Annotated in this window: 26 protein-coding genes; 13 read left to right on the plus strand and 13 right to left on the minus strand. The window is 61.7% G+C overall.

From position 1 onward, the window contains the following. Nucleotides 1-33: 33 nt before the first annotated feature. Nucleotides 34-816 carry a GntR family transcriptional regulator gene (locus ATC04_RS09520; RefSeq protein ID WP_082123898.1) on the plus strand — a complete coding sequence of 261 codons (783 nt, stop codon included), beginning with the start codon at nt 34-36 and terminating at the stop codon, nt 814-816. Nucleotides 817-1080: 264 nt separating this feature from the next. Here the strand turns inward: ATC04_RS09520 and ATC04_RS09525 are convergent, their stop codons facing one another. The 5 genes from ATC04_RS09525 to ATC04_RS09545 all read right to left on the minus strand — a co-directional run bounded on the left by ATC04_RS09525 (nt 1081) and on the right by ATC04_RS09545 (nt 5640). Next, on the minus strand, nt 1081-1218 hold the full coding sequence (locus tag ATC04_RS09525) for a hypothetical protein (RefSeq protein ID WP_157359282.1): 138 nt from the start codon (nt 1216-1218) through the stop codon (nt 1081-1083). 116 nt (nt 1219-1334) lie between these two features. Further along, nucleotides 1335-3005: a ubiquinol-cytochrome c reductase cytochrome b subunit gene (locus ATC04_RS09530; protein WP_047119126.1), complete on the minus strand. Its 1671-nt coding sequence runs from the start codon at nt 3003-3005 to the stop codon at nt 1335-1337. A gap of 2 nt (nt 3006-3007) precedes the next feature. Continuing rightward, nucleotides 3008-4060, minus strand: coding sequence for a Rieske 2Fe-2S domain-containing protein (locus ATC04_RS09535; RefSeq protein WP_047119125.1), 1053 nt, complete (start codon nt 4058-4060; stop codon nt 3008-3010). A 70-nt stretch (nt 4061-4130) separates the two neighbouring features. Then, on the minus strand, nt 4131-4925 hold the full coding sequence (locus tag ATC04_RS09540) for a c-type cytochrome (protein WP_047119124.1): 795 nt from the start codon (nt 4923-4925) through the stop codon (nt 4131-4133). 76 nt (nt 4926-5001) lie between these two features. After that, nucleotides 5002-5640 carry a heme-copper oxidase subunit III gene (locus ATC04_RS09545; protein ID WP_082123897.1) on the minus strand — a complete coding sequence of 213 codons (639 nt, stop codon included), beginning with the start codon at nt 5638-5640 and terminating at the stop codon, nt 5002-5004. A 287-nt stretch (nt 5641-5927) separates the two neighbouring features. Here ATC04_RS09545 and trpD point away from each other — a divergent pair, with 287 nt between their 5' ends. Continuing rightward, complete coding sequence (gene trpD / locus ATC04_RS09550) at nt 5928-6995, plus strand: anthranilate phosphoribosyltransferase (protein ID WP_047120732.1); 1068 nt, start codon at nt 5928-5930, stop codon at nt 6993-6995. An 81-nt stretch (nt 6996-7076) separates the two neighbouring features. Here trpD and ATC04_RS09555 read toward each other — a convergent pair whose 3' ends face one another. Continuing rightward, nucleotides 7077-7358 (minus strand): Lrp/AsnC ligand binding domain-containing protein, encoded by a 282-nt coding sequence (locus tag ATC04_RS09555; RefSeq protein ID WP_047119123.1) that lies wholly within the window; start codon nt 7356-7358, stop codon nt 7077-7079. A 162-nt stretch (nt 7359-7520) separates the two neighbouring features. Between ATC04_RS09555 and ATC04_RS09560 the strand changes: the two genes are divergently transcribed. Then, nucleotides 7521-8114 carry a sigma factor-like helix-turn-helix DNA-binding protein gene (locus ATC04_RS09560; protein WP_047119122.1) on the plus strand — a complete coding sequence of 198 codons (594 nt, stop codon included), beginning with the start codon at nt 7521-7523 and terminating at the stop codon, nt 8112-8114. A 5-nt stretch (nt 8115-8119) separates the two neighbouring features. After that, nucleotides 8120-8662 carry a hypothetical protein gene (locus tag ATC04_RS19720; RefSeq protein WP_052772366.1) on the plus strand — a complete coding sequence of 181 codons (543 nt, stop codon included), beginning with the start codon at nt 8120-8122 and terminating at the stop codon, nt 8660-8662. Here the strand turns inward: ATC04_RS19720 and ATC04_RS09570 are convergent. After that, a complete protein-coding gene (locus tag ATC04_RS09570) occupies nt 8642-9025 on the minus strand; it encodes a DUF3054 domain-containing protein (RefSeq protein WP_047119121.1) in 384 nt (127 codons plus the stop codon). The genes ATC04_RS19720 and ATC04_RS09570 overlap by 21 nt on opposite strands. 116 nt (nt 9026-9141) lie before the next feature. Between ATC04_RS09570 and ATC04_RS09575 the strand changes: the two genes are divergently transcribed. From ATC04_RS09575 to ATC04_RS09585, 3 genes are all read left to right on the plus strand, one after another. After that, on the plus strand, nt 9142-10134 hold the full coding sequence (locus ATC04_RS09575) for a bile acid:sodium symporter (protein ID WP_047119120.1): 993 nt from the start codon (nt 9142-9144) through the stop codon (nt 10132-10134). Nucleotides 10135-10220: 86 nt separating this feature from the next. Further along, nucleotides 10221-10736, plus strand: a complete 516-nt coding sequence (locus ATC04_RS09580; protein ID WP_047119119.1) for a dihydrofolate reductase family protein — start codon at nt 10221-10223, stop codon at nt 10734-10736. 229 nt (nt 10737-10965) lie between these two features. Next, the gene (locus ATC04_RS09585; RefSeq protein WP_047119118.1) at nt 10966-11556 is read left to right on the plus strand and encodes a dihydrofolate reductase family protein; all 591 of its coding nucleotides are present in this window, start codon (nt 10966-10968) and stop codon (nt 11554-11556) included. A 305-nt stretch (nt 11557-11861) separates the two neighbouring features. Here ATC04_RS09585 and ATC04_RS09590 read toward each other — a convergent pair whose 3' ends face one another. Continuing rightward, nucleotides 11862-12218: a metalloregulator ArsR/SmtB family transcription factor gene (locus ATC04_RS09590; protein WP_060617011.1), complete on the minus strand. Its 357-nt coding sequence runs from the start codon at nt 12216-12218 to the stop codon at nt 11862-11864. Nucleotides 12219-12545: 327 nt separating this feature from the next. On the opposite strand from ATC04_RS09590, the gene zapE reads away from it, so the two are divergent. The 6 genes from zapE (at nt 12546) to ATC04_RS09620 (ending at nt 17178) form a co-directional block, all read left to right on the plus strand. Further along, nucleotides 12546-13583, plus strand: a complete 1038-nt coding sequence (gene zapE / locus ATC04_RS09595; RefSeq protein WP_160309082.1) for an AFG1/ZapE family ATPase — start codon at nt 12546-12548, stop codon at nt 13581-13583. Nucleotides 13584-13585: 2 nt separating this feature from the next. After that, a complete protein-coding gene (locus ATC04_RS09600) occupies nt 13586-14224 on the plus strand; it encodes a peptide deformylase (RefSeq protein ID WP_047119115.1) in 639 nt (212 codons plus the stop codon). Beyond that, the gene (locus ATC04_RS09605; RefSeq protein ID WP_047119114.1) at nt 14224-15072 is read left to right on the plus strand and encodes a putative RNA methyltransferase; all 849 of its coding nucleotides are present in this window, start codon (nt 14224-14226) and stop codon (nt 15070-15072) included. Before ATC04_RS09600 ends, ATC04_RS09605 begins: the two co-directional genes overlap by 1 nt. 104 nt (nt 15073-15176) lie before the next feature. Further along, the gene (locus ATC04_RS09610; protein ID WP_047119113.1) at nt 15177-15650 is read left to right on the plus strand and encodes an NfeD family protein; all 474 of its coding nucleotides are present in this window, start codon (nt 15177-15179) and stop codon (nt 15648-15650) included. Nucleotides 15651-15714: 64 nt separating this feature from the next. After that, entirely contained in the window at nt 15715-16641 is a 927-nt protein-coding gene (locus ATC04_RS09615; protein ID WP_047119112.1) for an SPFH domain-containing protein, read from the plus strand. Between the two features lie 189 nt (nt 16642-16830). Next, on the plus strand, nt 16831-17178 hold the full coding sequence (locus ATC04_RS09620; RefSeq protein WP_047119111.1) for an RNA polymerase-binding protein RbpA: 348 nt from the start codon (nt 16831-16833) through the stop codon (nt 17176-17178). A 149-nt stretch (nt 17179-17327) separates the two neighbouring features. On the opposite strand, the gene ATC04_RS09625 is transcribed toward ATC04_RS09620, so the two are convergent. The 5 genes from ATC04_RS09625 to tatA form a co-directional block, all read right to left on the minus strand. Further along, nucleotides 17328-18056, minus strand: coding sequence for a polyprenol monophosphomannose synthase (locus tag ATC04_RS09625; RefSeq protein WP_047119110.1), 729 nt, complete (start codon nt 18054-18056; stop codon nt 17328-17330). A 397-nt stretch (nt 18057-18453) separates the two neighbouring features. Further along, nucleotides 18454-20061 carry an amidohydrolase family protein gene (locus ATC04_RS09630; RefSeq protein ID WP_047119109.1) on the minus strand — a complete coding sequence of 536 codons (1608 nt, stop codon included), beginning with the start codon at nt 20059-20061 and terminating at the stop codon, nt 18454-18456. 69 nt (nt 20062-20130) lie between these two features. Continuing rightward, complete coding sequence (locus tag ATC04_RS09635) at nt 20131-22917, minus strand: DEAD/DEAH box helicase (protein ID WP_047119108.1); 2787 nt, start codon at nt 22915-22917, stop codon at nt 20131-20133. A 75-nt stretch (nt 22918-22992) separates the two neighbouring features. After that, complete coding sequence (gene tatC / locus ATC04_RS09640; protein WP_047119107.1) at nt 22993-23793, minus strand: twin-arginine translocase subunit TatC; 801 nt, start codon at nt 23791-23793, stop codon at nt 22993-22995. 75 nt (nt 23794-23868) lie between these two features. Further along, entirely contained in the window at nt 23869-24084 is a 216-nt protein-coding gene (tatA, locus tag ATC04_RS09645; RefSeq protein ID WP_047119106.1) for a Sec-independent protein translocase subunit TatA, read from the minus strand. Nucleotides 24085-24104: the final 20 nt, after the last annotated feature.

Genomic DNA, 24104 nt, shown 5'->3' on the forward strand with positions numbered 1-24104 from the left:
ATATCCAGGCGCGTTGATGAGGAGGAGTTCCCGGTGCGCCATGCTCCGCAGCCGATCGTGCAGGCAGTTCTTGATCCGGACAGCAAGGTCAGCAAATACCGACAGATCAGAGAAATCCTCAAGAACCATGCCCGCGAGGATTGCAAGCCCGGCTACCGCCTCCCGCCAGAACGTGTGCTCGCAGAACACTTCGGAGTGGCCCGCAAGACCATCCGGCAGGCAATCGACGCGCTGGTCGATGAACAGGTGCTCAAGCGTGTTGTGGGTATCGGAACATTCGTTGTGCCTGAGAAGCTCGACCTGCGCGTACGTCTGCACTCCTATTCAGAAGACATGATGCGCCGAGGCATGGTGCCAGACGCCCACGTACTGGAATTCTCCGAAATCAAGGCCAACCCCAACCTCGCATCCCAGCTCATGGTCGAGGAGGGAACCGGTGTCGTGCAGTTCAAGCGCCTCCTGCTGGCCGACGGCACCCCCATGAGCTTGGATGAAAACTACATGCCAGCCGATCTGGTGCCCGGATTCGTCGACGGCGAACCTCCCTCGAAGCTCTACCAAGCCCTGCACGAACGCTATGGCATCCTTCTGGAGTGGGGCGAGGACCAGGTCGAAAGCACCGCCGCCAGCAAGCGACAGGCGCAGCTGCTGGGCGTGGAACCCGGTTTCCCCCTGCTGCAGATCACCCGCTACGCCTACATCGGCGAACGCCTGGCCGACTACTCGATCTCCTTGTACCGTTCGGACCGCTACAAGCTGTTCGTGCCGCTGCAGCGCCTCGGAACCGGCACACCGCGTTATACCGACACGGTGTAGCCGCGGACCCTGATGGACAAGGGCACGGGCGGGGAGAGTGCTCCATCCGACTCTGGGTGCTGTACCGTCCCTTGCTCAGGAGCCTCCGCTTGGAAAGTTCTCCCGGAGCATCTACAAACCTCCGATTAGCGCGAGGTGCGGGAACCCCAGCAGCGCGGGACCAGATCAGTGCTGTCGAGACATCCGGGGCGTGGCGATTCCCGACCAGTAGCAGATCAGCGGTGGGCATCCTGCCGACGAGAGCCAAAGTCCCAGCTCTGCACTTCACGGCGGGGGAGTCCCGCGCTGAGCCCTCAGCACGGACTCGATGATGTCGGCAATCCGGTCAACGCTTGCCATGGCCAACAGCTCCTGGTGCCCGTGTAGCAGGGTCAGAACGCCGCCGGCCGACGAGGAACCCACTTGGCTACTGTTGAGGCCCTCAGCGGTCATTCTGCGGCCTGCAGGGTTGCGGGTTAACGAAACGAGGGACATACCTTTCGGTATGTCCCTCGTTTTGTGACTAACGCGAGTCGAGATTACTTCTCGATCGAGTCCTGCTTCTCGCCTTCAACCTCGTGGTGGCCGTGGGCTGCCTTGGCAGCTGCGAGCTCCGACGGGGTTACTGGGGCGACGCGATCTTCGAAGAAGAACTTCGAGATCTTCGCACGACGCTTCTCCTTGCGGGAGATGTGCCCGGCAGCATCCGGCTGGGCCGGGATGTACTGGTTGTCGTTGAAGTTGGTCAGGAGGTAACGCTTGTAGACATCTACTTCCTCGTGCTTCTCCGAGAAGCCACCTTCCGGCGACATCTGGATGATGCCGGCTTCGCGGCCGTGCAGCACGATCTCGCGATCCTTGCGCTGCAGCGACAGGCAGATGCGGCGAGTCAGCCAGAAGGCCACCAGTGGGCCGACGAAGAACAGCGCGCGCAGCCAGTAAGTGACATCGTTCAGTGCGACGTGGAAGTGGGTTGCAATCAAGTCGGACGAGGCAGCTGCCCACATCACGCAGTAGAAGACAACACCAGCGGCGCCCATTGCGGTGCGGAACGGTGCGTTGCGCGGACGGTCGAGCAAGTGGTGCTCGCGGTTGTCCTTGGTAACCCAGCGTTCGATCCATGGCCATGCAAACATGACCGTGAACAGGGCACCTGCAGGAACCAGGGCTGGCAGCAGCACCGAGAGGACCAGGGAGTTGTCGCCCCATGGGAACGGAATGTTCCACACGAAGCTGAAGTCGCCCAGGACACCCGGCATCAGGCGCAGCGCGCCGTCAACGAATCCGATGTACCAGTCAGGCTGGGTACCAGCGGACACCGGCGACGGGTCGTACGGACCATAGTTCCAGACCGGGTTGATCTGGAAGATACCCGAAATGAAAGCAACGATGCCGAAGACGATGAAGAAGAAGCCGCCAGCCTTGGCCGCGTACACAGGACCCACTGGGAAGCCAACAACGTTGTCATTGGTGCGACCCGGACCAGGGTACTGGGTGTGCTTGTGGGTCACAACCATGAACAGGTGGATAACCAGCAGCAGGATAATGACCGCAGGCACGATCATGATGTGCAGCGAGTACAGACGCGGGATCACGTGCTCGCCAGGGAACTCTCCGCCGAAGAAGAACATCGACAGGTAGGTGCCCACAACAGGCAGGGCCTTCATTACGCCGTCGATGATGCGCAGACCGTTACCGGACAGCAGATCATCTGGCAGGGAGTAGCCGGTGAAGCCAGCAGCCAGGCCCATGATCAGCAGCACGCCGCCGACGACCCAGTTCAGCTCACGCGGGCGACGGAACGCACCGGTGAAGAACACGCGCAGCATGTGCACGGAGAGGGAAGCAACGAACAGCAGTGCGGACCAGTGGTGTACCTGGCGCATGAACAGACCGCCACGCACGTCGAAGGAGATATCGAGCGTCGACGCCATTGCGGTCGACATGCCGATACCCTTCAGCGGTACGTACGAGCCTTCGTAGACCACGTGGGCCATCGAAGGATCGAAGAAGAAGGTCAGGAAGGTGCCGGAAAGCAGCAGCAGTACGAAGGTGTACAGCGCAACTTCACCGAACATGAAGGACCAGTGGTCAGGGAAGATCTTGCGACCGAATTCCTTGACGATGGTCGAAGCTCCGACGCGGGTGTCGACGAAGTTGGCCAAGCGGCCGGTCGCGGTCGACGGAGTGTATTCGTTAGTAGTCGCCATGATTACTGACCACGCTCCCAGTAAGCCGGGCCAACCGGTTCGTGGAAGTCGCTGCGGGCTACCAGGTAGCCTTCGGCGTCAACCATGATTGGCAACTGCGGAAGTGCGTGACCTGCCGGACCGAAGACAACCTTGCACTCGTTGGCGAGGTCAAAGGTGGACTGGTGGCAAGGGCACAGCAGGTGGTGGGTGTGCTGCTCGTACAGAGCAATGGGGCAACCCACGTGGGTGCAAATCTTGGAATAGGCGACGATGCCGTCGACATTCCAGTCTTCGCGGCCTTCGGAGATGTTCATCTCCTGTGGATCCATACGCATCAGCAGAACAACGGCCTTGGCCTTTTCGTTCAGTACGTCCTCGGCCTCGTTCAGACCCTCGGGAATGACGTGGAAAGCCGAGCCGATCTGTACGTCCGAAGCCTTGATCGGGGTACCCGATGGGTCGCGGGTCAAACGAACGCCGGTGTCCCACATGGTGTGACGCAGCTGTTCGACCATTTCGCCAGCGGTCTTTCCGGAACGCTCAAGGTCGCGGAACATGAAGATCGCAGGGATCGGAGCCAGTGCAATGGCGCCAATCAGGCTGTTGCGGATCAGCGGACGGCGCTTGATGCCAGACTCTTCGATGATGGTGTCAACGATTTCGACTGCATCCTGGCGATCTGCTTCGGTGCGAATCTCGTGGCGGCTCTCGACCAGTTCGTGGTCCGGCATCAGGGTCTTGGCCCAGTGAACGATGCCGACACCGATACCCAGCATCGCGAATGCGGTGCCGAGGCCCAGAGCTGCGTTCTGAACACGAAGTTCAGCGAAAGTCATGTCGCCCAGGTGGCCCAGGACGAAGTAGGACACGAAGAAGAACAGCGTGCCGATGATGGAGATGGTAAATAGGAGCGCTACTTGGCGCTCGTGTCGCTTGGCTGCGCGCGGATCGCGGTCTGCGAGACGCGGACGGTGCGGAGGTAGTCCTGGATCCGGGAACCGGTCCTGAGCCACATCGTCAGCCTTAGCAACGGTGCCCGAGTTTTCGGGACTGCCGTGACTATGGTCGCCCATGTTTCTCTCTCATCCTTCTGTTAGGAATTTTTGTACGTAGTGATGTTTGCGGCGCTACGCCGCGAGTGCCTTAGGAAGGACGCGAGGTCAACCAAATGGTGAAGGCGATGATGATACCCAGACCAGCGGTCCAGACGAACAGGCCTTCAGCCACTGGGCCAAGCGAACCGAGAGCAACGCCGCCGGCCGAACCATTAGCTTCAATGGTCTTCAGGAAGGTGACTACGTCACGCTTCTCGTCCGGGGTGATGTTCGAATCGTTGAACACAGGCATGTTCTGTGGGCCGGTAACCATTGCTTCGTAAATGTGCTTCTCGCTGACACCAGCCAGGGTCGGAGCAAACTTACCGCGGGTCAGGGCGCCACCGGCAGCAGCGGCGTTGTGGCACATTGCGCAGTTGACGCGGAACACGGTTCCACCGTGAGCGGCGTCGCCCTTGGTGGTATCCAAGCTTTCCTCATCCGGGATTGCCGGTCCTGCGCCGAGGCTGGCAACGAATGCTGCCAGCTGCGAGATCTGCTCATCGGTGAACTGCACTGGCTTCGCCTGGGCCTGCGGGCCCTGCATCTGCATCGGCATGCGGCCGGTACCAACCTGGAAGTCGACCGATGCGGCGCCGACGCCGATCAGCGACGGACCCGAGTTGGTTCCTTCAGCGTTCATACCGTGGCAGGTCGCGCAGTTGGCGACGAAAAGCTTTCCGCCTTCATCTACATCCGACTGCGAGGCAGTGGTGGTGTCCGCAGCCTTCGCTTCGCTGATGCTTCCCGCTGCAGTGTAGAGACTGCCGGTAATCAGCAATCCGAATAACAGCAGGGCCACAGCGGCGAGCGGGTGGCGGCGCTTTTTCGAAAGAGCCTTCACTTGCTGATTCCTCACTTAATTTCTTGGTGTGGTGTTGCCGTACTTCTGTGGAGGCAACTGATGAATTGTTAGTTGCCTACTTCAAGAAGTAGATGATCGCGAACAGAGCAATCCAGACAACGTCAACGAAGTGCCAGTAGTAGGACACGACGATGGCGCCGGTTGCTTCGAAGTGGCCAAACTTCTTCGCGAGCATCGCACGACCAATGATCAGCAGGAATGCAATCAGGCCACCGGCAACGTGAATGCCGTGGAAGCCGGTAGTCATGTAGAACGCCGAAGCATAGCCGTTCGAGTTCAGAGCAACGCCCTCATGAACGAGGACGGCGTATTCGTAGGCCTGGACCGAAACGAAGATAGCCCCAAGGATGAAGGTGAGAATGAACCATTCGATCATTCCCCATTCCTTGAGGTTGAACACTCCGCCGGTGCGGCGAGGCTTAAATGCCTCGGCCTTGAAAACACCAATCTGGCACGTGAACGAGCTGGACACCAGAATCAAGGTGTTTACCAGCGCGAACGGTACGTTCAGCTTGGCAGTTTCAGTCGCCCAGAGATCGGGCGCGGCAGCACGGAGGCTGAAGTACATGGCGAAGAGGGCGGCGAAGAACATGAGCTCGCTGGAGAGCCACACCATCGTTCCCACCGACACCATGTTTGGGCGGTTCGGCGCATGTGGCGCCGTCGTATTTGGGGCATGAGTCGCAGTTGTCACACTGACATTATGTCTCTAAACGGCCCTCAGATACCAATACAAAAAGGGTCTGACAGTGGTTTCTTCCACCACATCAGCGCAACAACCGCGGAAACACGCGGAAGTTCGAATCAAACTCTTTCTACAATTCGTAGAGCTTGATTCGGCGAGTCACGCGAAACATTTACTTATGCAACACCTGTGTTGCGTAATTTTTCCCTGCAAAGTGCCGTTTTCAGAGGCCGGAGACACAACTTCTTAAGACATGAAGTAGAACGATTTCCGTGCTTCTCGTTAGGCTTACATACGTGTCAACGAGCCTTGTAAACGAAAAGTTCCCAACGTGGCCAAATCTGCTGTCCACACTGATTTCAGGCGGCGATCTCAGCCGTGATGAAGCCGGCTGGGCAATGAACGAAATCATGAACGGCGAAGCAAGCGACGTACAAATCGCTGGCTTTTTAGTCGCGCTGCGCGCCAAGGGCGAAACAGTGGGCGAATTGACTGGTTTGGTCGACTCCATGGTGGCCAATGCACGCCCATTGAGCATCAAAGCACCAACTCTGGACATTGTTGGAACTGGTGGTGATCGACAGAATACGGTCAACATTTCAACCATGGCGACGCTCGTCTGCGCTGGCGCCGGGGTCAATATCGTTAAGCATGGCAACCGCGCCTCGTCGTCATCCTCCGGTTCCGCTGACGTGCTCGAAGCCCTCGACGTGCGACTTGATGTACCAATCGAGCAGCTTGTGGAGGTTTACGACAAAGTTGGGATTGCGTTCTGCTTTGCCAATATCTTCCATCCTTCGATGCGGCATGTGGCGAACGCGCGGAGTCAGCTCCGGATCCCGACAGCCTTCAACTTCATGGGGCCGCTCACCAACCCAGCGCTCCCCAGTGCTTCAGCGATTGGTTGTTCAGACCTTCTAATGGCACCGATCATGGCAGGCGTCTTGGCCAGTCGCGGTGTTCGAGGCCTGGTATTCCGGGGCGAGGACGGGCTAGACGAAATGACCACCACCGCGCTGAATCGCGTTTGGGAAGTCCGCGATGGGCAGGTCAACGAGTTCACTTTCGATGTTCAGGATATTGGCATCGCTCCAGCGACGCTCGAGGATCTTCGCGGTGGCGACGCTCAACATAATGCTCAGGTTGTACGCGACATCGTCAACGGTTCCACGGGTCCGGTGCGCGACGCGGTTCTTGTGAACGCGGCCGCTGGCATCGTAGCGTTCAATGAACAGGCCGAGGGTAGCTTCGAAGACCGAATGGCAGCCGCCCTGGACATGGCCAAGCGGTCAATCGACTCTGGTGCCGCGGCCAAGGTGCTAACCACTTGGTCCCAAACCACCACTGCGATAGTCGGTAGGTAGCCACATACCGCGGAAAACAAATCGAGGCCTTGGTTCAACGCATTACAAGCGTTGAACCAAGGCCTCTTTTGGATGGTGCGCTTAGTCGCCCAAGTCCAGGGAGAACGCAGCATCCAGGTCGTGCGTGGAGTACGCGCGGAACGCAATATGCGTCTGGGTCGCTTTGATCCCAGGGATCTTGGAAAGCTTGTTCGCGATAACCTCAGCCAGGTCTTCATGCTTGTGCACGTGTGCGATCGCGATCAGGTCCCAATCGCCGGCAACGGAGTAGACCTCGCGAATGCCTTCGATTTCCGAAATCTGCTGGGCGGACTCAGGAATGCTGTCGGTAGCCGTCTGAATCATTACGAATGCGGTAACCATTGATACCTCTCAATGCTCGTGACCCGCCTACTTTTGGGCCATCCTCTTGACTCAACCTTAGTCGACGTTGGGTCAGACTCCAGCTTTTCGAGTACGACCAGAATTACCGAGGTACAAGTTTTAAGATTTGTGAAATAGAAGACAATGTTTTAACATTGTTCCATGATTGTCTTGACTATTGATCAGAGGCGTTCGCGTTCCTCTGACGACAAGGTTGAAGCACTGGTCAAACAGGCCAATACTACCGTATCGGTGGTCCGCCCGTTCCAGCGAACCGCCGGCGACGAAATCCAAGCCGTGATGGATGATGCTTCGGAAGCGATTCGTCTTGCGGTGATGATGGCGGCTTCGGGGGACTGGAGCGTTGGCATCGGCTTCGGTCAGGTTGAAACGCCCTTGCCTGCCGAAACGCGCGCAGGTCGCGGTCCCGCTTTCGAATTCGCCAGGGTGGCAGTTGAGCGGGCCAAGAACACCAATGCGCATCTAGCAGTGCATGGGCCGACCAATGAAGCGACTCGGTTGGAAGCGGAGTTGCAATTGACAGCTGCGGTCGTATCCAAGCGTCGCGCCACGGCGTGGGAGGCTGGAACGCTGGCTGATGAAGGCATGACCCAGCAACAGATCGCCGCACGTCTTGGCATCACGCAGCAGGCCGTTTCGTCTAGGCTGTCAGCAGCCCTGTGGTTCGAGGCGAACCGCATGATGGATGAGGCGGCCAAGTCGCTTGGCCGCCAATTAAAGCGGATAGGGGAGTAGCGCACGTGTTCTGGACTGCCTGGGTCATTTTGATCGCTGCCACCGGCCTGTCTGTTGCGGCGAGTTTTCTCAGTTACGCAAAAGGACGCCGCGCTTCGATCCGAACTTGGCTTACCATCGCCGCCGCAATACTCGTGCTGGCTGCGCTGGTCTTCGGGCTCATGGGTCACGCGGTCGACGGCAACCAGCCAGTACCGGCCACCCTGGCGATTTCGCTGAGTGTGCTCTTTGCCTTGGCCTTCGGCGGTCCGTTCACCGAATTGGTTTTCACCTTGGCCTCTCGAAATCCCGATCCCTCGGCACAAGAAAAGTCCGATCCGTCGCCGCTGCGTGGCGGGTTGTGGATCGGACTTCTTGAACGTGCGGCGATCGTGGGGACGCTCTGGGCCGGCTGGCCCGAGGGGACTGCGGTCGTCCTGGCCGTCAAGGGGCTTGGCCGATTCGCTGAACTGAAAAACCACCAAGCTGCCGAACAGTTCATCCTCGGGACTTTCGCCAGCGGGCTTGTAGCGGCCGGCGCTTACGGATTAGGCCTGTTGCTTAGCTGAGCGCTTGGCGATCAGCCCTGTGACTAGGCGCCTGCCCAGCAGGAACAGTCCGAGTACCAGCGTGGCAACGATAACGAAGGCCACGGCAGCCGTGTCGTTGAACGCAAGTCGCAACGCGATGCCCAAAGCCACGGTTCCAATCCATATGAGGATTCCGCTGGGCCATAGGTTGTTAATGGTTTTCCACGGGCGCGAGGCCAGGGTCACGATCGCGTAGCCGATTAAGAATGGAAGTGCCGTCCATAAGATCCCGCCAAGCGAGAGCCCGTGCTCATGTTCGCGGCGGCCGAGCAGGGCGAAGATAACGATCAGTACAAGGTCAATGGCAACCCAAGCGGGCCACTGACGGATTTTTTGAGCCATGAAATTATCCTAGGTTCTTCTTCCAGCAACAACGAATCAATTGATTGCCCGGACGGTGTTGCGGTGCGGCGGCAGAGGCCGGAATCACGGCACAGGCAAGAGAGGCGGATCCCCGAGTGTTGGAGCGCACCAATCGTACTTTTCAAAAGTGGCAGGTGCCCTTGTACCTGCTTGCGGTGGCGGCCGCCGCGGCGTTCGGCCTGATGCGACCTCAGGCGGCCGCCGAGCTGGATTCAGGAATCAATCCGGTTCTCGGCCTGTTGCTCTTCGCGACCTTTCTCGCCATTCCGCTGACCCGGCTCGTCGGAGCTTTGCGCAACATCCGGTTCCTCCTGGCCGTGGTGATCCTGAACTTTCTTGCGGTTCCGCTGGTTGGCTGGCTGCTGAGCCGCGTGGTTGCCGCAGATGCCGAATTGCTGATCGGCTTGCTGCTGGTGTTGCTCGCACCGTGTGTCGACTACGTCATTGTGTTCACCCGGATCGCCGGGGGAGCGGGCCACCAGCTGCTGGCGGCCACGCCTGTATTGATGCTCCTCCAGGTGGTCTTACTGCCCGTCTATCTGTCCTGGTTTGCCGGCGGAGCATTGGGTGAGGTCGTCACCCCCGAACCGTTCGTCCATGCATTCACGTGGCTGATAGCAGTTCCGCTGGTTTCAGCCATGCTGGTGCAGCTTTTGGCCCGCAGGTTTAGATCGGCCGAGGTTCTCGAGGATCTGATGGATTTGCTCATGGTGCCGCTGATGATCCTCGTACTGTTCCTGGTGGTGGCTTCACAGGTCAGTTCGGTCAAGGCCGATTTCTCCCGTCTGTTGGCGGTCGTGCCTCTCTACGTGCTTTTCCTGGTCATCATGCTGCCCTTGGGAAAGGGAATCTCACGCATCTTCAAGCTCGCAGTGCCAGCTCGGCGTGCACTAGTCTTCTCCGGTGCCACGCGGAATTCGCTGGTCGTCCTGCCGTTGGCCCTGGCCATGCCTGAGCCATTTGCCCTGGTGCCTGCCGTTGTAGTGGCACAGACGATCATCGAGCTTCTCGGAATGCTGATCTATGTCAAGGTGGTGCCTCGACTGATTCCAGAGAAGCTCGGTCTGGGCAGTTCATCGAATTCCTGACCGCCCTCGGCGGATCCAGCCGCCCTGGCTGAATACCCGTCCGACGGGTCTAGACTGGGCAGACCAATCAGAGGGGAGTACCAGCCATGGGCCGCCTGATCTACGGCATGAATGTGAGTCTGGACGGCTACATCGCCGATGCCGACGGGGATATTTCATGGGGCGTTTCCATCGAGGAGCTATTCAGATGGTGGCTTGAGGAAGAACAGTCGATGAGCCTCATGCTATACGGGCGCAAACTGTGGGAAACCATGAGCTCGTATTGGCCCACGGGGGACCAGGCCCCCGATGCCCGGCCAGACCAGGTTGAATATGCCCGCAACTGGCGGGACACTCCCAAAATGGTGTTCGCTTCCGACAGCCTTCCGCTTGATTGGAATACGAGGCTGTTTACCGGTGATGCAGTAGCGGAAATCCGAAGGCTCAAGAAACAGTTCATCGGCTCCATCCGCATCGGCGGTGCATCGCTTGCTTCCGCTGCCATGCGCGCGGGCCTGATCGATGAATACACCCTGGTCACGCATCCGGTGCTTGTCGGAGGCGGCACCCCGTTCTTCGCCTTGATCGACCGGTATATACACCTCGAACTCGTGGAAACTTGAGTCTTCGACGGGGGAGTGACGATGGGTAGGTACCGGTTTGCGGGTTGAGCGCATGGACCGGTTGTCGCGGCATCCTGGAAACCCGCATCCGGCAATTCGCAACTGCCACACGTTCATGGTTGCTTTCTGGCCCCGGTCGGTACGTGGACGCGAGTTACTGGGCGTCTTCTGGCGGGGCTTCAAGTCATCTGGGAGCCTGTAATCCAACTCACCGTACAAGGAGCTTCGCATGGGTCGCATAGTAGCCGTGAATTTCGTCAGTATCGACGGGGTCATGCAAGCGCCATTGTCGGCAGAGGAAGACCGTGACGGTGGGTTCACTGCTGGAGGCTGGGCCGCAGCCGCAGGTGACGACACCGTGGACGCCGTCATGCGCAAGCTGACGACCTCCGCAGCTGGCATACTGTTGGGCCGAAGGACCTATGACATCTTCACCGAGGCTTGGTCTCAGGCGGATGCCGCCGACCCTTCCATAGCGTCAATGAATCGAATGCCCAAGTATGTCGTCACCCGGAACACCGACCGGCTTGCATGGGCCAACAGCCGGCGGCTCGGGGGAGACCTGGCCTCTGGAGTCCGCGAGGTCCGGGAATCAACGAAAGGTAGGTTGGTCGTCTTCGGTTCGGGCCAACTGGAGCAGGCCCTGGCGAAAAACGATCTGATCGATGAATACACGTTGCTTCAGCACCCGATCGTCCTCGGATCCGGCAAACGACTTTTCGGCGTTGACGGCCACCGCACGGACTTTATCTTGTCAGGCTCGCTGATTTCACCAGCTGGCGTCGCCATCCTGACCTACCAGCGATCTGTGAATCCCTGAACGCAGGACGCAGTTCTCGTTCCGGGATGGTGAACTGTGCGGCCCAGGATCACAGCGGCACGGCTGCCTGGCGACAGCGCTGGATCGTCGCTGCCGATCAATCACTATGCGCAGGAATCCACTGACCTGAGGCCGTCGCCAATCGATGCTCGCATGCACGGTTAAACCGGCAGTACCTGGTCGGTTGGGGAGCGTCAGATTTCCACTACTTTACATAATGTAGATTATCGGCTTATCGGCAATGTCCGTAGAAGCCACTGCATTCCCTGTTTTTATCGCGTTTCAGCAACGTGAATGAATACGCGCTACGAAGCTTCACCATCGGCCTGCTGCTCCATGCGGTACCGCGCAAAGTCCAAAGTCTGGCGGATGAACTCTCGTGCACGCTCGTCGCGCATCGAATAGATCATGTGACGCCCGGACTTGCGGGCTTGCAAGACTCCAGCCGTCCGCAGACGTGTCAGCAGCTGGCTGACGGTCGACGGCGTCACGCCAACCTGCTGGGCCAATTCGGACAACGTACGGTCCTCGTGACATAGTGCCCACAGGATCTGCAGCCGCGCCGGGTCGGAAAGAGTCTTGAGCACCAGCACGGACATATCCAGCAGGTCGCTGTCGATAATTTGGTCGCGCATCGGTTCAGCCACAGATTCACTGGTCATGACGCGCGCTCCCAATCATCCAAATGGCACCGAGACCTTCCCGGAGCCGATACATGCTTCCCGTTCGCAAGTGAGTCCATTATGGTCACGCAAGCGGATAAAGCGATAGGTTCAAGGAAGAGATCTTAGGAATCGTCACTGTATTCAGCTCTCCCGCACCTACTCCCCTGAATAAATCTTCTTGTTCGAATTAACGTAATACGACTCTGACGACTGCGTTTCTGCGCTATTGACGTTCTTTGGGTGTTCTAGGTTTCGATCGGCGTGGCACGGAGCACGTAAATTGGCCAACCACGCGCCAGATGGGAAGATTTATATATGCCCTCCATGCCCCCGAAAACAGCACCGGCCAGAGAGCTTGAGGCCCGGATTCTATGGAATATCGAAGGCCATCAGCTGTCCCCGGACGCACAGCAGCTGCGGTTGATCGGCACTCTCAGCTCGACCGCGGCCAGCGGATTCTCGGGCGACCTACACGGCGCCTATATCTTCGGCCCGCCGGGGCGTGGAAAGACGCTGATCATCAATGCGCTGGTTGCCTCGTTGCCGCCGCAAACTACAGCGAGGTTCCACTTCCACGAGTTCTTCCAGAACCTGAACTCCCCCAAAAACCGTGTTCCAGGCCAGCGCCTGGGCGCGATCTTCAGCCAAGGCTTGGCGCGTGAGCTCAAGGGGCTGCAGATCCTGGTCTTCGACGAGTTCCACTGCACCGAACCCGGCGACGCGATGCTGATGGTGCGGTTGGTCAAATACTGCGCGGAACATTCGATCTTCCTGGTTGCCACCTCGAACTACGAACCGGAAAAGCTGCTCGACGACGACGCCTTCCACCACCTGGTGCAGCCCACCATCGCAGCGATCCGCGAGAACTTTGCGGTCTTCGAACTCAATGGAGCCGTCGACTACCGCACGCTGGATTCTGATGATCAGGAATTTAAGCACGGATACCGTGCGGGAACCCTGTCGGTGGGAATCAACGCCGAACCGGGCTCCGAGCTGCGCGAGTTGATCCGGATCGGCTACGACGAGATCGGCCCTGCCTGCGTGGTGGGTGAAACCATCTGGATCAGCTTCGCCCAGTTGTGCGGCACCCGACGCAACACAGCGGACTACCTCGAGCTGATCCAGCGATTCACCCGCTGGCACATCACGGGAATCCCGGCCAGCCTGGGCCTGCCCATGGACGAGGAGCGCCGGCTGGCGAACGTCCTGGACATCTTCTACGACCGCGACATCGAGCTGCACCTGTACACCGCTGACAGGCTCGAACACCTGGGCTCGATGCTCCACGACACCGAACGCGACCGGCTGGCCTCACGCCTGGCGCAGCTGAAACTTATTGAACTTGAACGGATGGGCCTGTAACCATGAGCATCACCTACTCCCCCGAAGAACTCGAAAACCTGGTCGTCGAGGTGCTCAGCCAGGCCGAAGACAATGTGGTGCCGATCGTCCAGCTGGGACACCCCGTCCTCCGCCAGCCGGCCGTCAGCTACACCGGGCAGCTGCCCAAGGAACTGCTCGACGAGCTGCTGGCCGTCATGCGCCACACCATGTACGACGCCCCCGGCGTTGGCCTGGCCGCCCCGCAGATCGGCATCCCCCTGAAGATTGCCGTGCTCGAAGACCTCTACAACCTGCCAGAAGACATGGCCGCCGAACGCGAGCGAGAGCCTCTGGAATACTTCGAGATCTTCAATCCGAGCTACGAGGCGCGCGGCGCACGCACGGCCGAGTTCTACGAAGGCTGCCTGTCCTTCGACGGATTCCAGGCAGTCGTGACCCGGCCTGCCGACATCCGGGCCATCTACGAGGACCGCGACGGGAAACAGGTAGTCCGCGACTTCTCCGGCTGGCAGGCGCGGATCGTGCAGCACGAAACCGACCACCTGTACGGGACCGTCTACATCGACAAGGCGGCCACCCGTTCGCTCATCAATGAAACCGAACTGTGGCGCCACCAAGGGCTCTCGGTGGCCTCCGCCAGAGAAACCCTGGGATTCTGATGCAGGACGCCACCACGCTGCTCTGCCCCCTTTGCCGCGGCGCGCTGGAGCTGTCCATCGCACCCCGCCGCACACTGGCCTGCCCCGCCGGCCACCGCTATGACGCGGCCAAGCAGGGCTACTTCAACTTCCTGACCGGCAAGGGCACGAACTTCCTCGAAGACACCTCGCCGATGGTGCTGGCTCGCGAGGCCTTCCAGAACCGGGGGCACTACGCGCCGCTGGCCGCCGAACTCGCAGCCCTGGTCGCAGCGCACCATCCAGCCGACCAGCTGGATATCATCGACGCCGGCGCCGGCACCGGCTACTACCTGGGAGAAATCCTGGACCGCCATCCGGCCACTCGCAAGGACGCGCTGGCCATGGACATCTCCCGCTTCGCCATGCGCCGGGCCGCCAAGCTGCCGGACACGCTGGCCGTCGTCTGGGATGTCTGGCGCGAGATCCCCAGCCGGGATGAGTCCCGCGACGTCGTGCTCAACTGCTTCGCGCCGCACAACCCGGCGCAGTTCCGCCGCGTCCTGCGCCCGCAAGGGCTGTGCCTTGTCGTCACCGGAGCCGCTGACCATCTGGAAGAAGTCCGTGAGCCGCTGGACATGCTGTCGATTGCCGGCGGCAAGCAGGAGGCACTGGTCGAGAAGTTCGGCACGGAGCAGCTGGCCCATCTGGGATCCCGAAACCTGAGCTACGCCATGGAACTTGATCCCGAGGACCTGTTCAACCTGGCCTTCATGGGACCGGCCGGGCACCACCTGTCCCCCGAGGTGCTGCGCGCCAAGGCCGCGTCCCTCGGAAGTCGCACCGTCACAGCATCCTTCGACGTACATTTATTCGTCCCGCAGGGCTAGAAAATACCCCAAAATGACTACACCTTTCCCCTGCTGATTACGGCAGAATGGAGAAAAGGCCACTCGCAACTGGCCCTTGATCTATTTGAGCAAAGGTGGAAGCCATGACAACGGCGGAATGGATCGTCAGCAACGCATGGGTCATCTGGCTCGCGGTGTTCCTGCTGCTGGCGATCATCGAGATGCTTTCGCTCGACTTGTACTTCATCATGCTCGGCGTCGGGGCCCTTGGCGGTGTCGCGGTCGCGCTCTTGGGCGGCCCCATGTGGCTTCAGGTCGTCGTCTTCTGCGGTATCTCCCTGCTGATGATCCTGCTGGTCCGACCCATTGCCGTGCGACACCTGAAAAAGTCCCCGGACGGTTTCCGGACCAATATCGAACGCCTGATCGGCGAGGACGCCTTGATCCTGGAGCCGACCTCGCGCCTGTCCGGCTCGGCAAAGATCCACGGAGAAATCTGGACGGCCCGCTCAGAGGCGAACTCGCCCACCATGATGCCCGGCACCTACGCGGTGGTCCGCCGCGTCCAGGGTGCCACCGCTTATCTGGAACCCGCGCCCCAGGCCCCGGAAAGCTGACCCGCCATAGCGGCTTTCCGTCCCATGATTTATCACTCAAGCACAAGGAAAGAGAGTACAAACCATGTCCGGTAATGGCTTTGGCTTGACCATCGTCCTTGTCGTTCTGGCGATCTTCGTGATCGTCGTGCTACTACGCAGTGTGCGTATCGTGCCCCAGGCACGAGCGGGCATTGTGGAACGCCTCGGCAAGTACAACCGCACCCTCAATCCGGGTCTGACCCTCCTGATTCCCTTCGTGGACCGGCTGCTCCCGCTGCTGGATCTGCGCGAGCAGGTTGTGTCCTTCCCGCCCCAGCCGGTGATCACCGAAGACAACCTCGTCGTCTCCATCGACACCGTGGTGTACTTCCAGATCACCGAGCCGCGTGCGGCCACCTACGAAATCGCCAACTACATCCAGGCAGTTGAGCAGCTGACCACCACGACGCTGCGTAACGTCGTCGGCGGCCTGAACCTGGAAGAGGCCCTGACCAGCCGCGACCAGATCAACGGCCAGCTGCGCGGCGTGCTGGACGAGGCCACCGGCAAGTGGGGCATCCGCGTCTCGCGCGTCGAGCTGAAGGCAATCGATCCGCCCCTGTCGATCCAGGACTCCATGGAGAAGCAGATGCGCGCCGAGCGTGACCGCCGCGCCGCGATCCTGACGGCAGAAGGCACCAAGCAGTCCGACATCCTGACGGCCGAGGGTGAGCGCCAGGCGGCCATCCTCAAGGCCGAGGGCGACGCGCAGGCCTCGATCCTGCGCGCCGACGGCGAGGCCCAGGCCATCCAGAAGGTGTTCGACGCAATCCACGCCGGCCGCCCGGACCAGGAACTGCTGGCCTACCAGTACCTGCAGACCCTGCCGAAGCTGGCCGAAGGCACCTCGAACACCCTGTGGGTGATCCCGAGCGAGCTGACCGAAGCGCTCAAGGGCATCGGCGGAGCACTGGGCGGAACGGGCGCTGACAAGAGCCCGACGACTCCGGGTACCACCGAGGGAATCTGATTCCCCGGGTGATCCGAACAGATCAATAACCACGCTGCGGCGAGGTGCGAAGCTTGCACCTCGCCGCAGACGCGTATAATGGATGTTTTGGTGCGAAAATTTACCTTCCCCCCACTTGGGATGGAATTATTTCAGCGCGCCAAACGTTGGTACGTGTAGCGAATTTTTTAGACATCGCGGAGGGAAAACATGAGCGATCGCAGCCTACGAGGCATGCGCCTGGGTGCACAGAGCATGGAATCTGAGGCAGGTGTGGAGCCGGCTGCCCGTCAGCGCGTCGAATACCGTACCGAAGAGGGTGAAACCGTCTTCATCGTCTTTGCCGCCGAGGCAGAGATCCCGGCAACTTGGACCACCAAGACCGGCAAGGAAGCCAAGCTGGTGCATGGCGAGGCCAAGGCCGAGGAAGCCAGCAACGAGAAGCCTGTGCGTACGCACTGGGACATGCTGCTGGAACGCCGCAGCGAAGAAGAACTTGAGAAGATTCTGGCCGACCGCCTGACCCAGTTGCGCACCTCGCGCGGCGAAGCCGTCTAGGCAGCAGCGGCACTGCGGGCCGGTTCCCCTTCCGATTCGGAAGGGGAACCGGCCCGCAGTCTTTTAATGCCCGGCATGGCCGGGCGCAACAATGCGGCGGCCGCGAAGCCTGGGCTTCGCGGCCGCCGCGAGTGGTTTGGGAGGGGATGCTACTTGCGGGAAGTCAGCTTCTTCCAGCGGGCGCCAAGACCCCAGCGGGTCACATTCCACATCGCTTCGAAAACGATGTTGCCGCTCATCTTCGACGCGCCCAGTTCGCGCTCCACGAAGGTCACCGGGACCTCGACGATGCGCTTGCGCATCATGGCCACGCGGAAGGTCATGTCCACCTGGAATCCGTAGCCGCGCGACTCGACCGCGTCGAAGTCGATTTCCTCCAGGGTCTGGCGCTTGAAGGCACGGTAGCCGGCGGTGATGTCGCGCAGCGGCAGGCCGAGCATGGTGCGCGAGTAGAAGGAGCCGCCGCGGGAGATGATCTTGCGCAGCAGCGGCCAGTTCACGACCTCGCCGCCCTTGACCCAGCGCGATCCGATGACCAGGTCCGCTCCGGCGGCGCTGGCTTCCAGCAGGCGCGGAAGCTGCTCGGGCATGTGCGAGCCGTCGGCGTCCATCTCAACCAGCACGTCGTAGTCGCGGGCCAGAGCCCACTCGAAGCCTGCGATGTAGGCGGCGCCCAGGCCGTCCTTGCCGGTGCGGTGCAGTACGTGGATGTTGCTGTCCTCGGCGGCCATCTTGTCGGCCAGTTCGCCGGTGCCGTCGGGCGAGTTGTCGTCGACGATCAGTACGTCCGAGTCAGGAACAGCACTCCGGAGCCTTCCGACCGTCAGCGGGAGGGATTCCAGTTCGTTGTAGGTCGGAATGATCGTAATGACGCGCACTCGGCGGCACCTTTCTTGGTAAACGGCTGCAATGAGCCCTCACGGGGCACGGGGGGCATGCCCGGAATACTGCGGTATGAGGGCTGATCCAAATTCAAAGTATACTCACCCGGCACGGCGGGCATCGCCCCAGACACAGGAAAACGCAACGATCCCCAGTGACTTCGGCCCTATTTCACAGGTTGGAAAACTTGGGAAATGTTATCTAAGGTCACCGGGGATCGCTATTCAAATTGCGTCATTTCGAACACAATGCTGGGTGCATCACGAAGAGGCGCTTAGTACAGCCTAATGGGTGACCCACCCAGGCTGTCAACCGACTGGTGACCAGAATCTTCGTCCAATATCTTCAAGTCAGACAAAATATTGCGAATTTTCCGCAGACCCGCCGCAGCGGCTACAGCGAGGCTCCCGCCGCGGCTTCCAGCTGGTCGAACAGGATCCGCCCGGCGCGCACGGTGCGCAGGCAGGCGGGGATCTGCTCATCGACGACCGGGAGCATCGGGGTGCCAGCGCGGGCGTCGGTGCTCCAGGAGCTGATGCGCACGTCCGGGGTCTGCACTGCCAGCTCCGAGGCGCTCCACACGGCGAAGGTCGCCGGGGCGCCGATGACCAGCTGGCCGGCCAGCGGGTTGTTCTCCCCCATGGCGCGGTAGGTGGAGCGGGTCTGGGCCAGGAAGGCGGCGCGGGCGGAGATGCGGGACTCGGCGTCCGCCATGTTCATCGCGGCGCGCACGATCTTCCAGCCGTCCACCTCGGTGACCGGGGCGTCAGAGCCCAGCACCAGCGGCACGCCGGAAGAGAGCATCGCGGAGAGGTTGTTCATGCCCTGCGCGCGCTGCCCCAGACGAGCCTGGTACATGCCGCCCTCGCCGGCCCATGCGGCGTCGAAGGCAGGCTGCATGGAGACCATGATCGAGTACTGCAGCAGGCGCTGGCGGGCGGCATCGTCCACCATCTCGGCGTGCTCGATGCGGTGGCGGCACATCTGCAGCTTGGCGGTGCCGATCTGCTCGGCGGCCAGGTCGAAGGCGTCCAGCAGGGTGTCCAGCGCGCCGTCGCCGATCACGTGGAATGCGGCCTGGATGCCGCGCTGGCTGCAGGCGACCAGGTGGGCGGCAATCTGCTCGCGCTCCAGGTAGAGGGTGCCGCGGGTGCCCGGCGCATCGGAGTATTCTTCGCGCAGGTAGGCGGTGTGGCTGCCCAGCGAGCCGTCGACCCGCAGGTCGCCGCCCAGGCCCAGCACGCGGCCGGCCGGGAAGCTGCGCATCAGCTCGTCGGCGCGCTCGGCGTCGGAGACCAGTTCGCCCCAGAACGCGTAGACAGCAGGAAGTTCGCCGTTGTCCAGCGCCAGCAGCTCATCCAGCGCGGCGCGGCCTTCCAGGTGCGGGGCCGCCATTTCCACCACGGTGCCGAAGCCGCGCGAGGCGTAGTGCTCCAGGGCCAGGCGCTGGTAGTCGGCGTCGGCGGCGGTGCCGACCAGGGCCTCGCGCACCGCGTCGTGCTCGGCGCCGCGCACCACACCCGAGGCGATGTCGCCCAGGTCCAGCTCGTCGAGCAGCTTCCGGTTGACCAGGGCGCTGTGCACGTCGCGGCGCACCAGGTAATAGCCGCGCCCGTCGGCGGCGGCAGTCAGCTCCGCCTCGCCCGGCAGCTCCGGCTGGGCCCACGAGGAGTTGTCCCAGCCCTGGGCCAGCACCAGCGAGGCCGAGGCGCGGGCGCGTTCGGAAACCAGCGCCAGCAGCGCGGCGGCGCTGTCGGCGGTGCCAAGGTCGGCTCCGGCCAGGGTGCGGCCCAGCGCGGCAAGGTGGGTGTGCGACTCCACGAAGGCGGGGGTGATCAGCGCGCCGTACAGGTCGATGACCTCGTCCACGGTCTCCGCGTGGCGGTCCGCGGCCTCTTCACCGCCGATCCAGGCCACGGTGTCGCCGTCCACGACCATCGAGGTCGCGAACGGGTCAGCGGCCGAGTACACCGAACCATTGCGGTACAGGGTTTTTGCCATGAGCTAACTTCCTTTTCATTGCAAGCCGCCGGGGCGGGCCCGGCGCGAAAAATCTGCGGGTGCGGCGCGCTAGTCCAGCACGTTCGAATAGGCGACGACGCCGCGCTTGATGCTGTCCGCTGCCTGGTAGGCGCCGCGCACCAGCTGAGGAGGCAGGTCGGTGTTCTTGGCGAACTGGTCAAGGGTGTCGATGACCTGCTTGGCCCAGCGCACGAAGTCGCCCGGGGCCAGGTCGGTGCCGCGCAGCGCGCTGTTCAGGCTGGAGCCGCGAGCCCACTTGTACATCGGCCAGATCAGCCCGGACTCCGGCGGGGCGGTGGGCTCCAGACCCAGCGCCTCCTCGGCGTCCGAGAGCGGGCCCCAGATGTTGATGGTCTGGGTGAAGATGTCGGCGATCTTCTCGGTGGGCATCTTCGGGTCCGGCCTGTCGTAGTCGCGCCGGCCCTGGTAGACCAGGAAGGCGACCACGGCGCACAGCTCCTCGGCTTTCAGCCCGGTCAGCTTGCCGGTTTCCAGCACCTGGCTGGTGAGCAGGTCGCGTTCGCCGTAGATGCGGCGCAGGCGCCGGCCGGCGTCGGTGATGCTGAAGTCCTCCCCGCCGGAGCTCGGGACCAGGTAGCCGAACTGTTCCAGGACCTTGCAGACCTTGTCGAACTGGGTGGCAATCGTATTGGTGCGGCCGCGGATGTTGCGCCGGGCCTTGTCGGTGTCCTTCTTCAGCTTCCAGTAGCGGTCGGCCCAGCGCATGTGGTCCTCGCGCTCGGAGCAGGCGTGGCACGGGTGGTCGCGCAGTTCCAGGCGCAGCTTCTCGATCTCGCGCTCGAAGGAATCCGAGCCGTCGAAGTCGAAGCTCTGCGCGTCCTGGCGCGGCGGGCGGTGATCGTAGATCGCGTTGCGCAGCGAGGAGGCCAGGTCGCGGCGCTCCTTGGGGCTCTTGCCGGTAAATCCCTTGGGGATGCGGATGCGCGAGACGATCTGCAGCGGCCCGTTCAGGTCTTCGGAGGAGAGCCGGCGCAGCTGGCCTTCCTCGGTCAGCACGGTGTGTCTCGGGTTGTACATGGCCTCATCCAGCGCGACGATCACCGCGCGGCCGAAGCGGCGCCCGCCGGGCAGGTCCACCACGTCGCCGCGGATCACGGCCTGCAAGGAGCGCTCGGCGGCCGAGCGCCTCTCGTGCCGCCGCGACTTCACGGCGGTCTTCTCCAGCGCCGCCAGCTCGCGCTGCAGCTTCAGGTATTCGGTGAAGTCGCCCAAGTGGCATTCCATGGACTTGGCATAGCCGGCCAGGGACTCTTCCTTGGAGCGCACCTGCCGGGCCATGCCCACCACCGAGCGGTCCGCCTGGTACTGGGCGAAGGAGCTTTCCAGGATCTGGCGGGTTTGCTCGCGGCCGAACTGCGCCAACAGGTTTGTGGACATGTTGTAGGTCGGGCGGAACGAGGAGTTCAGCGGGTAGGTGCGCCGCGAGGCTAGTCCGGCCAGCGCCTCGGGTTCCATGTCGGGGTTCCACAGCACGATGGAGTGGCCTTCCACGTCGATGCCGCGCCGTCCGGCGCGCCCGGTGAGCTGGGTGTACTCCCCCGAGGAAATCTGCACGTGGGATTCGCCGTTGAACTTGACCAGCTTTTCCAGCACCACCGAGCGGGCCGGCATGTTCACGCCCAGGGCCAGGGTTTCGGTGGCGAACACTACCTTGACCAGGTTGCGGGCGAACAGGTCCTCGACAATTTCCTTGAAGATCGGCAGCAGGCCGGCGTGGTGGGAGGCGAAGCCGCGCACCAGCCCGTCGCGCCAGCTCCAGAATTCGAGCACGTCCAGGTCCTCGTTGGGGATCCGGTAGGCCACCTCGTCAAGCGCCTGCGCGATTTCGGCGGCTTCCTCGTTGGTGGTCAGGCGCAGATCCGCCATGGCGCACTGCTGCACCGCCATGTCGCAGCCCTTGCGGGAGAAGATGAAGAAGATGGCCGGCAGCAGCCCGGCGCGGTCAAGCCTGGCGATGACCGAGGAGCGCGAGACGCGCTGGCTGAGCCCGGGCGCGCGCTGCGGCCCGCGGGCCGGTCCCCGGCCGCGTCCGCGCTGCACACGCCCGCCGGGGCTGTGGCTGCGCACGAGCTTGCGCAGTTCGGGGTTGACGCTGGCCTTGATGTCGCCCTCGGCGACCTTGTCGAACGCGACGTCCTCGGCGAACAGGTCCACCAGGTTCGGGCCGACCATGACGTGCTGGAACAGCGGCACCGGACGCACCTCGGAGACGATGATGTCGGTGTCCCCGCGCACGGTGTCCAGCCAGCCGCCGAATTCCTCGGCATTGGAGACGGTGGCGGACAGCGAGATGATCTGCACGTTGGAGGGAAGGTGGATGATCACTTCTTCCCAGACCGCGCCGCGGAACTTGTCCGCCAGGTAGTGGACCTCGTCCATGATGACGTAGCCCAGCCCGTCCAGGGTCTGCGAGTCCGCGTAGAGCATGTTGCGCAGCACCTCGGTGGTCATCACCACGATCTGCGCCTCGGAGTTGATGGAGGTGTCGCCGGTGAGCAGGCCCACCTTCTCCGGGCCGTAGACCTTGACCAGCTCGGTGAACTTCTGGTTGCTCAGCGCCTTGATGGGCGTGGTGTAGAAGGCCTTGCGGTTCTCGGCCATGGCCTGGAAGATCGCGAACTCCCCCACCACCGTTTTGCCGGCTCCGGTCGGAGCTGCCACCAGGACGCCGTGTCCCTCGGCGACCTTGCGGCAGGCCTCGGCCTGGAACGGATCCAGGTCGAAGGAGAGGGTTGCCCGGAAGTCCGGCAGGCTGGTGCCGAATTCGACCTGGCGCGCCTTGGAATTCGCGTAGCGTTCCGCGGGGGAAGTCACAGGTGCCGTTCACTTTCTGGAAACGGTGTCACCCGCTTCCGAAAACACGAGGTGGTGGTGTGCGCCGCAGCGGAGCTACAGCTGGGAGTTCGGTTCTTCGATGGTGCTTGGTGCGTCGATGTCCGATACCGCGCCGGAGGCAAGGCGTTCGTTCTCCGCGTCCTGGATCTTTTGCTTCTTGGCGCGCTTCTTGTCATTGATGTAGCAGAACAAGGTGGCTGCGGCGAAGGTGACGAACAATGGCCCGGCCAGCGCGAACATCGTGATCGCGTCGCCGCCCGGGGCCGCCATCGCGGCGACCAGGGCTATCAGGAATACCGTGATGCGCCAGTTCTTCAGGATCACCTTGGAAGACAGCACGCCGACCATGTTCAGGCCCACCATGAGCACCGGCACCAGCATGGCCAGGCCGAAGGCCAGCAGCAGCCGGAAGACGAATGGCAGGTAGCTGTCGACGGTGACCAGGATCTCGGAGTTTACCGGGGTCAGGCCGATGAAGAAGTGCAGCGCGAACGGCAGGATGAAGTACGCCATGGACACGCCGAAGAGGAACAGCGGAACCGCGACGGCCGCGAAGGCCATCGACATGCGGCGTTCTTTCTTCTTCAGCCCCGGGACGATGAACGCCCAGATCTGGTAGATCCAGACCGGCGAGGAGATCACCAGGCCGACGAACAGCGCGACCTTGATCATGATGTCGAACGGCGACATGACTGCCGTGAAGTTGACCGCGCCACCCGCGGCATTCACCGGGGCGATGATCAACGCCAGCAGCTGGTCATAGAGGAAGAAGCCGGCGATGGTGCCGAGCGCCAGGGCGATCAGCGACTTGAACAACCGGTTGCGTGCCTCGACGAGATGCTCTTTGAGAGACATCCGCCCTTCGTCGTTTTTGACCCGCTTCTTCTTCGTCCGCGGGGGTTTCTTAGCGTTAGTTCCCACTGAAAAGGTCTACGAGTTGTTCTTTTCGTTGGGATTCGAGTCATTGACGGTTCCGTCAATGGTCTCCGATTTAGGGTCGTCGTCCTTCATCTGGCGGACTTCCGACTTGAAAATGCGCAGCGACTGGCCCATTGAACGCGCCAGTCCTGGAAGCTTCGGCGCGCCGAAAAGCAGCAGCGCCAAAACGATAATGATGACCAAGTGCCATCCCTGCAAGCCACCCATGTGGATTCCCTTCTCTCAAG

It is taken from the genome of Arthrobacter sp. YC-RL1 (assembly GCF_001454985.1).
GTDB classification, from domain to species: domain Bacteria; phylum Actinomycetota; class Actinomycetes; order Actinomycetales; family Micrococcaceae; genus Glutamicibacter; species Glutamicibacter soli.

Bases quoted from the DNA above. Each gene is read 5' to 3' on its own strand.
- ATC04_RS09585 (WP_047119118.1), top strand. From the start codon at position 10,966: ATGGGTCGCATAGTAGCCGTGAATTTCGTCAGTATCGACGGGGTCATG.
- ATC04_RS09630 (WP_047119109.1), bottom strand. From the start codon at position 20,061: ATGGCAAAAACCCTGTACCGCAATGGTTCGGTGTACTCGGCCGCTGAC.
- ATC04_RS09535 (WP_047119125.1), bottom strand. From the start codon at position 4,060: ATGGGCGACCATAGTCACGGCAGTCCCGAAAACTCGGGCACCGTTGCT.
- ATC04_RS09590 (WP_060617011.1), bottom strand. From the start codon at position 12,218: ATGACCAGTGAATCTGTGGCTGAACCGATGCGCGACCAAATTATCGAC.
- ATC04_RS09530 (WP_047119126.1), bottom strand. From the start codon at position 3,005: ATGGCGACTACTAACGAATACACTCCGTCGACCGCGACCGGCCGCTTG.
- ATC04_RS09570 (WP_047119121.1), bottom strand. From the start codon at position 9,025: ATGGCTCAAAAAATCCGTCAGTGGCCCGCTTGGGTTGCCATTGACCTT.
- ATC04_RS09560 (WP_047119122.1), top strand. From the start codon at position 7,521: ATGATTGTCTTGACTATTGATCAGAGGCGTTCGCGTTCCTCTGACGAC.
- tatA (WP_047119106.1), bottom strand. From the start codon at position 24,084: ATGGGTGGCTTGCAGGGATGGCACTTGGTCATCATTATCGTTTTGGCG.
- ATC04_RS09620 (WP_047119111.1), top strand. From the start codon at position 16,831: ATGAGCGATCGCAGCCTACGAGGCATGCGCCTGGGTGCACAGAGCATG.
- tatC (WP_047119107.1), bottom strand. From the start codon at position 23,793: ATGTCTCTCAAAGAGCATCTCGTCGAGGCACGCAACCGGTTGTTCAAG.
- zapE (WP_160309082.1), top strand. From the start codon at position 12,546: ATGCCCCCGAAAACAGCACCGGCCAGAGAGCTTGAGGCCCGGATTCTA.
- ATC04_RS09610 (WP_047119113.1), top strand. From the start codon at position 15,177: ATGACAACGGCGGAATGGATCGTCAGCAACGCATGGGTCATCTGGCTC.
- ATC04_RS09615 (WP_047119112.1), top strand. From the start codon at position 15,715: ATGTCCGGTAATGGCTTTGGCTTGACCATCGTCCTTGTCGTTCTGGCG.
- ATC04_RS09580 (WP_047119119.1), top strand. From the start codon at position 10,221: ATGGGCCGCCTGATCTACGGCATGAATGTGAGTCTGGACGGCTACATC.
- ATC04_RS09605 (WP_047119114.1), top strand. From the start codon at position 14,224: ATGCAGGACGCCACCACGCTGCTCTGCCCCCTTTGCCGCGGCGCGCTG.
- ATC04_RS09555 (WP_047119123.1), bottom strand. From the start codon at position 7,358: ATGGTTACCGCATTCGTAATGATTCAGACGGCTACCGACAGCATTCCT.
- ATC04_RS09600 (WP_047119115.1), top strand. From the start codon at position 13,586: ATGAGCATCACCTACTCCCCCGAAGAACTCGAAAACCTGGTCGTCGAG.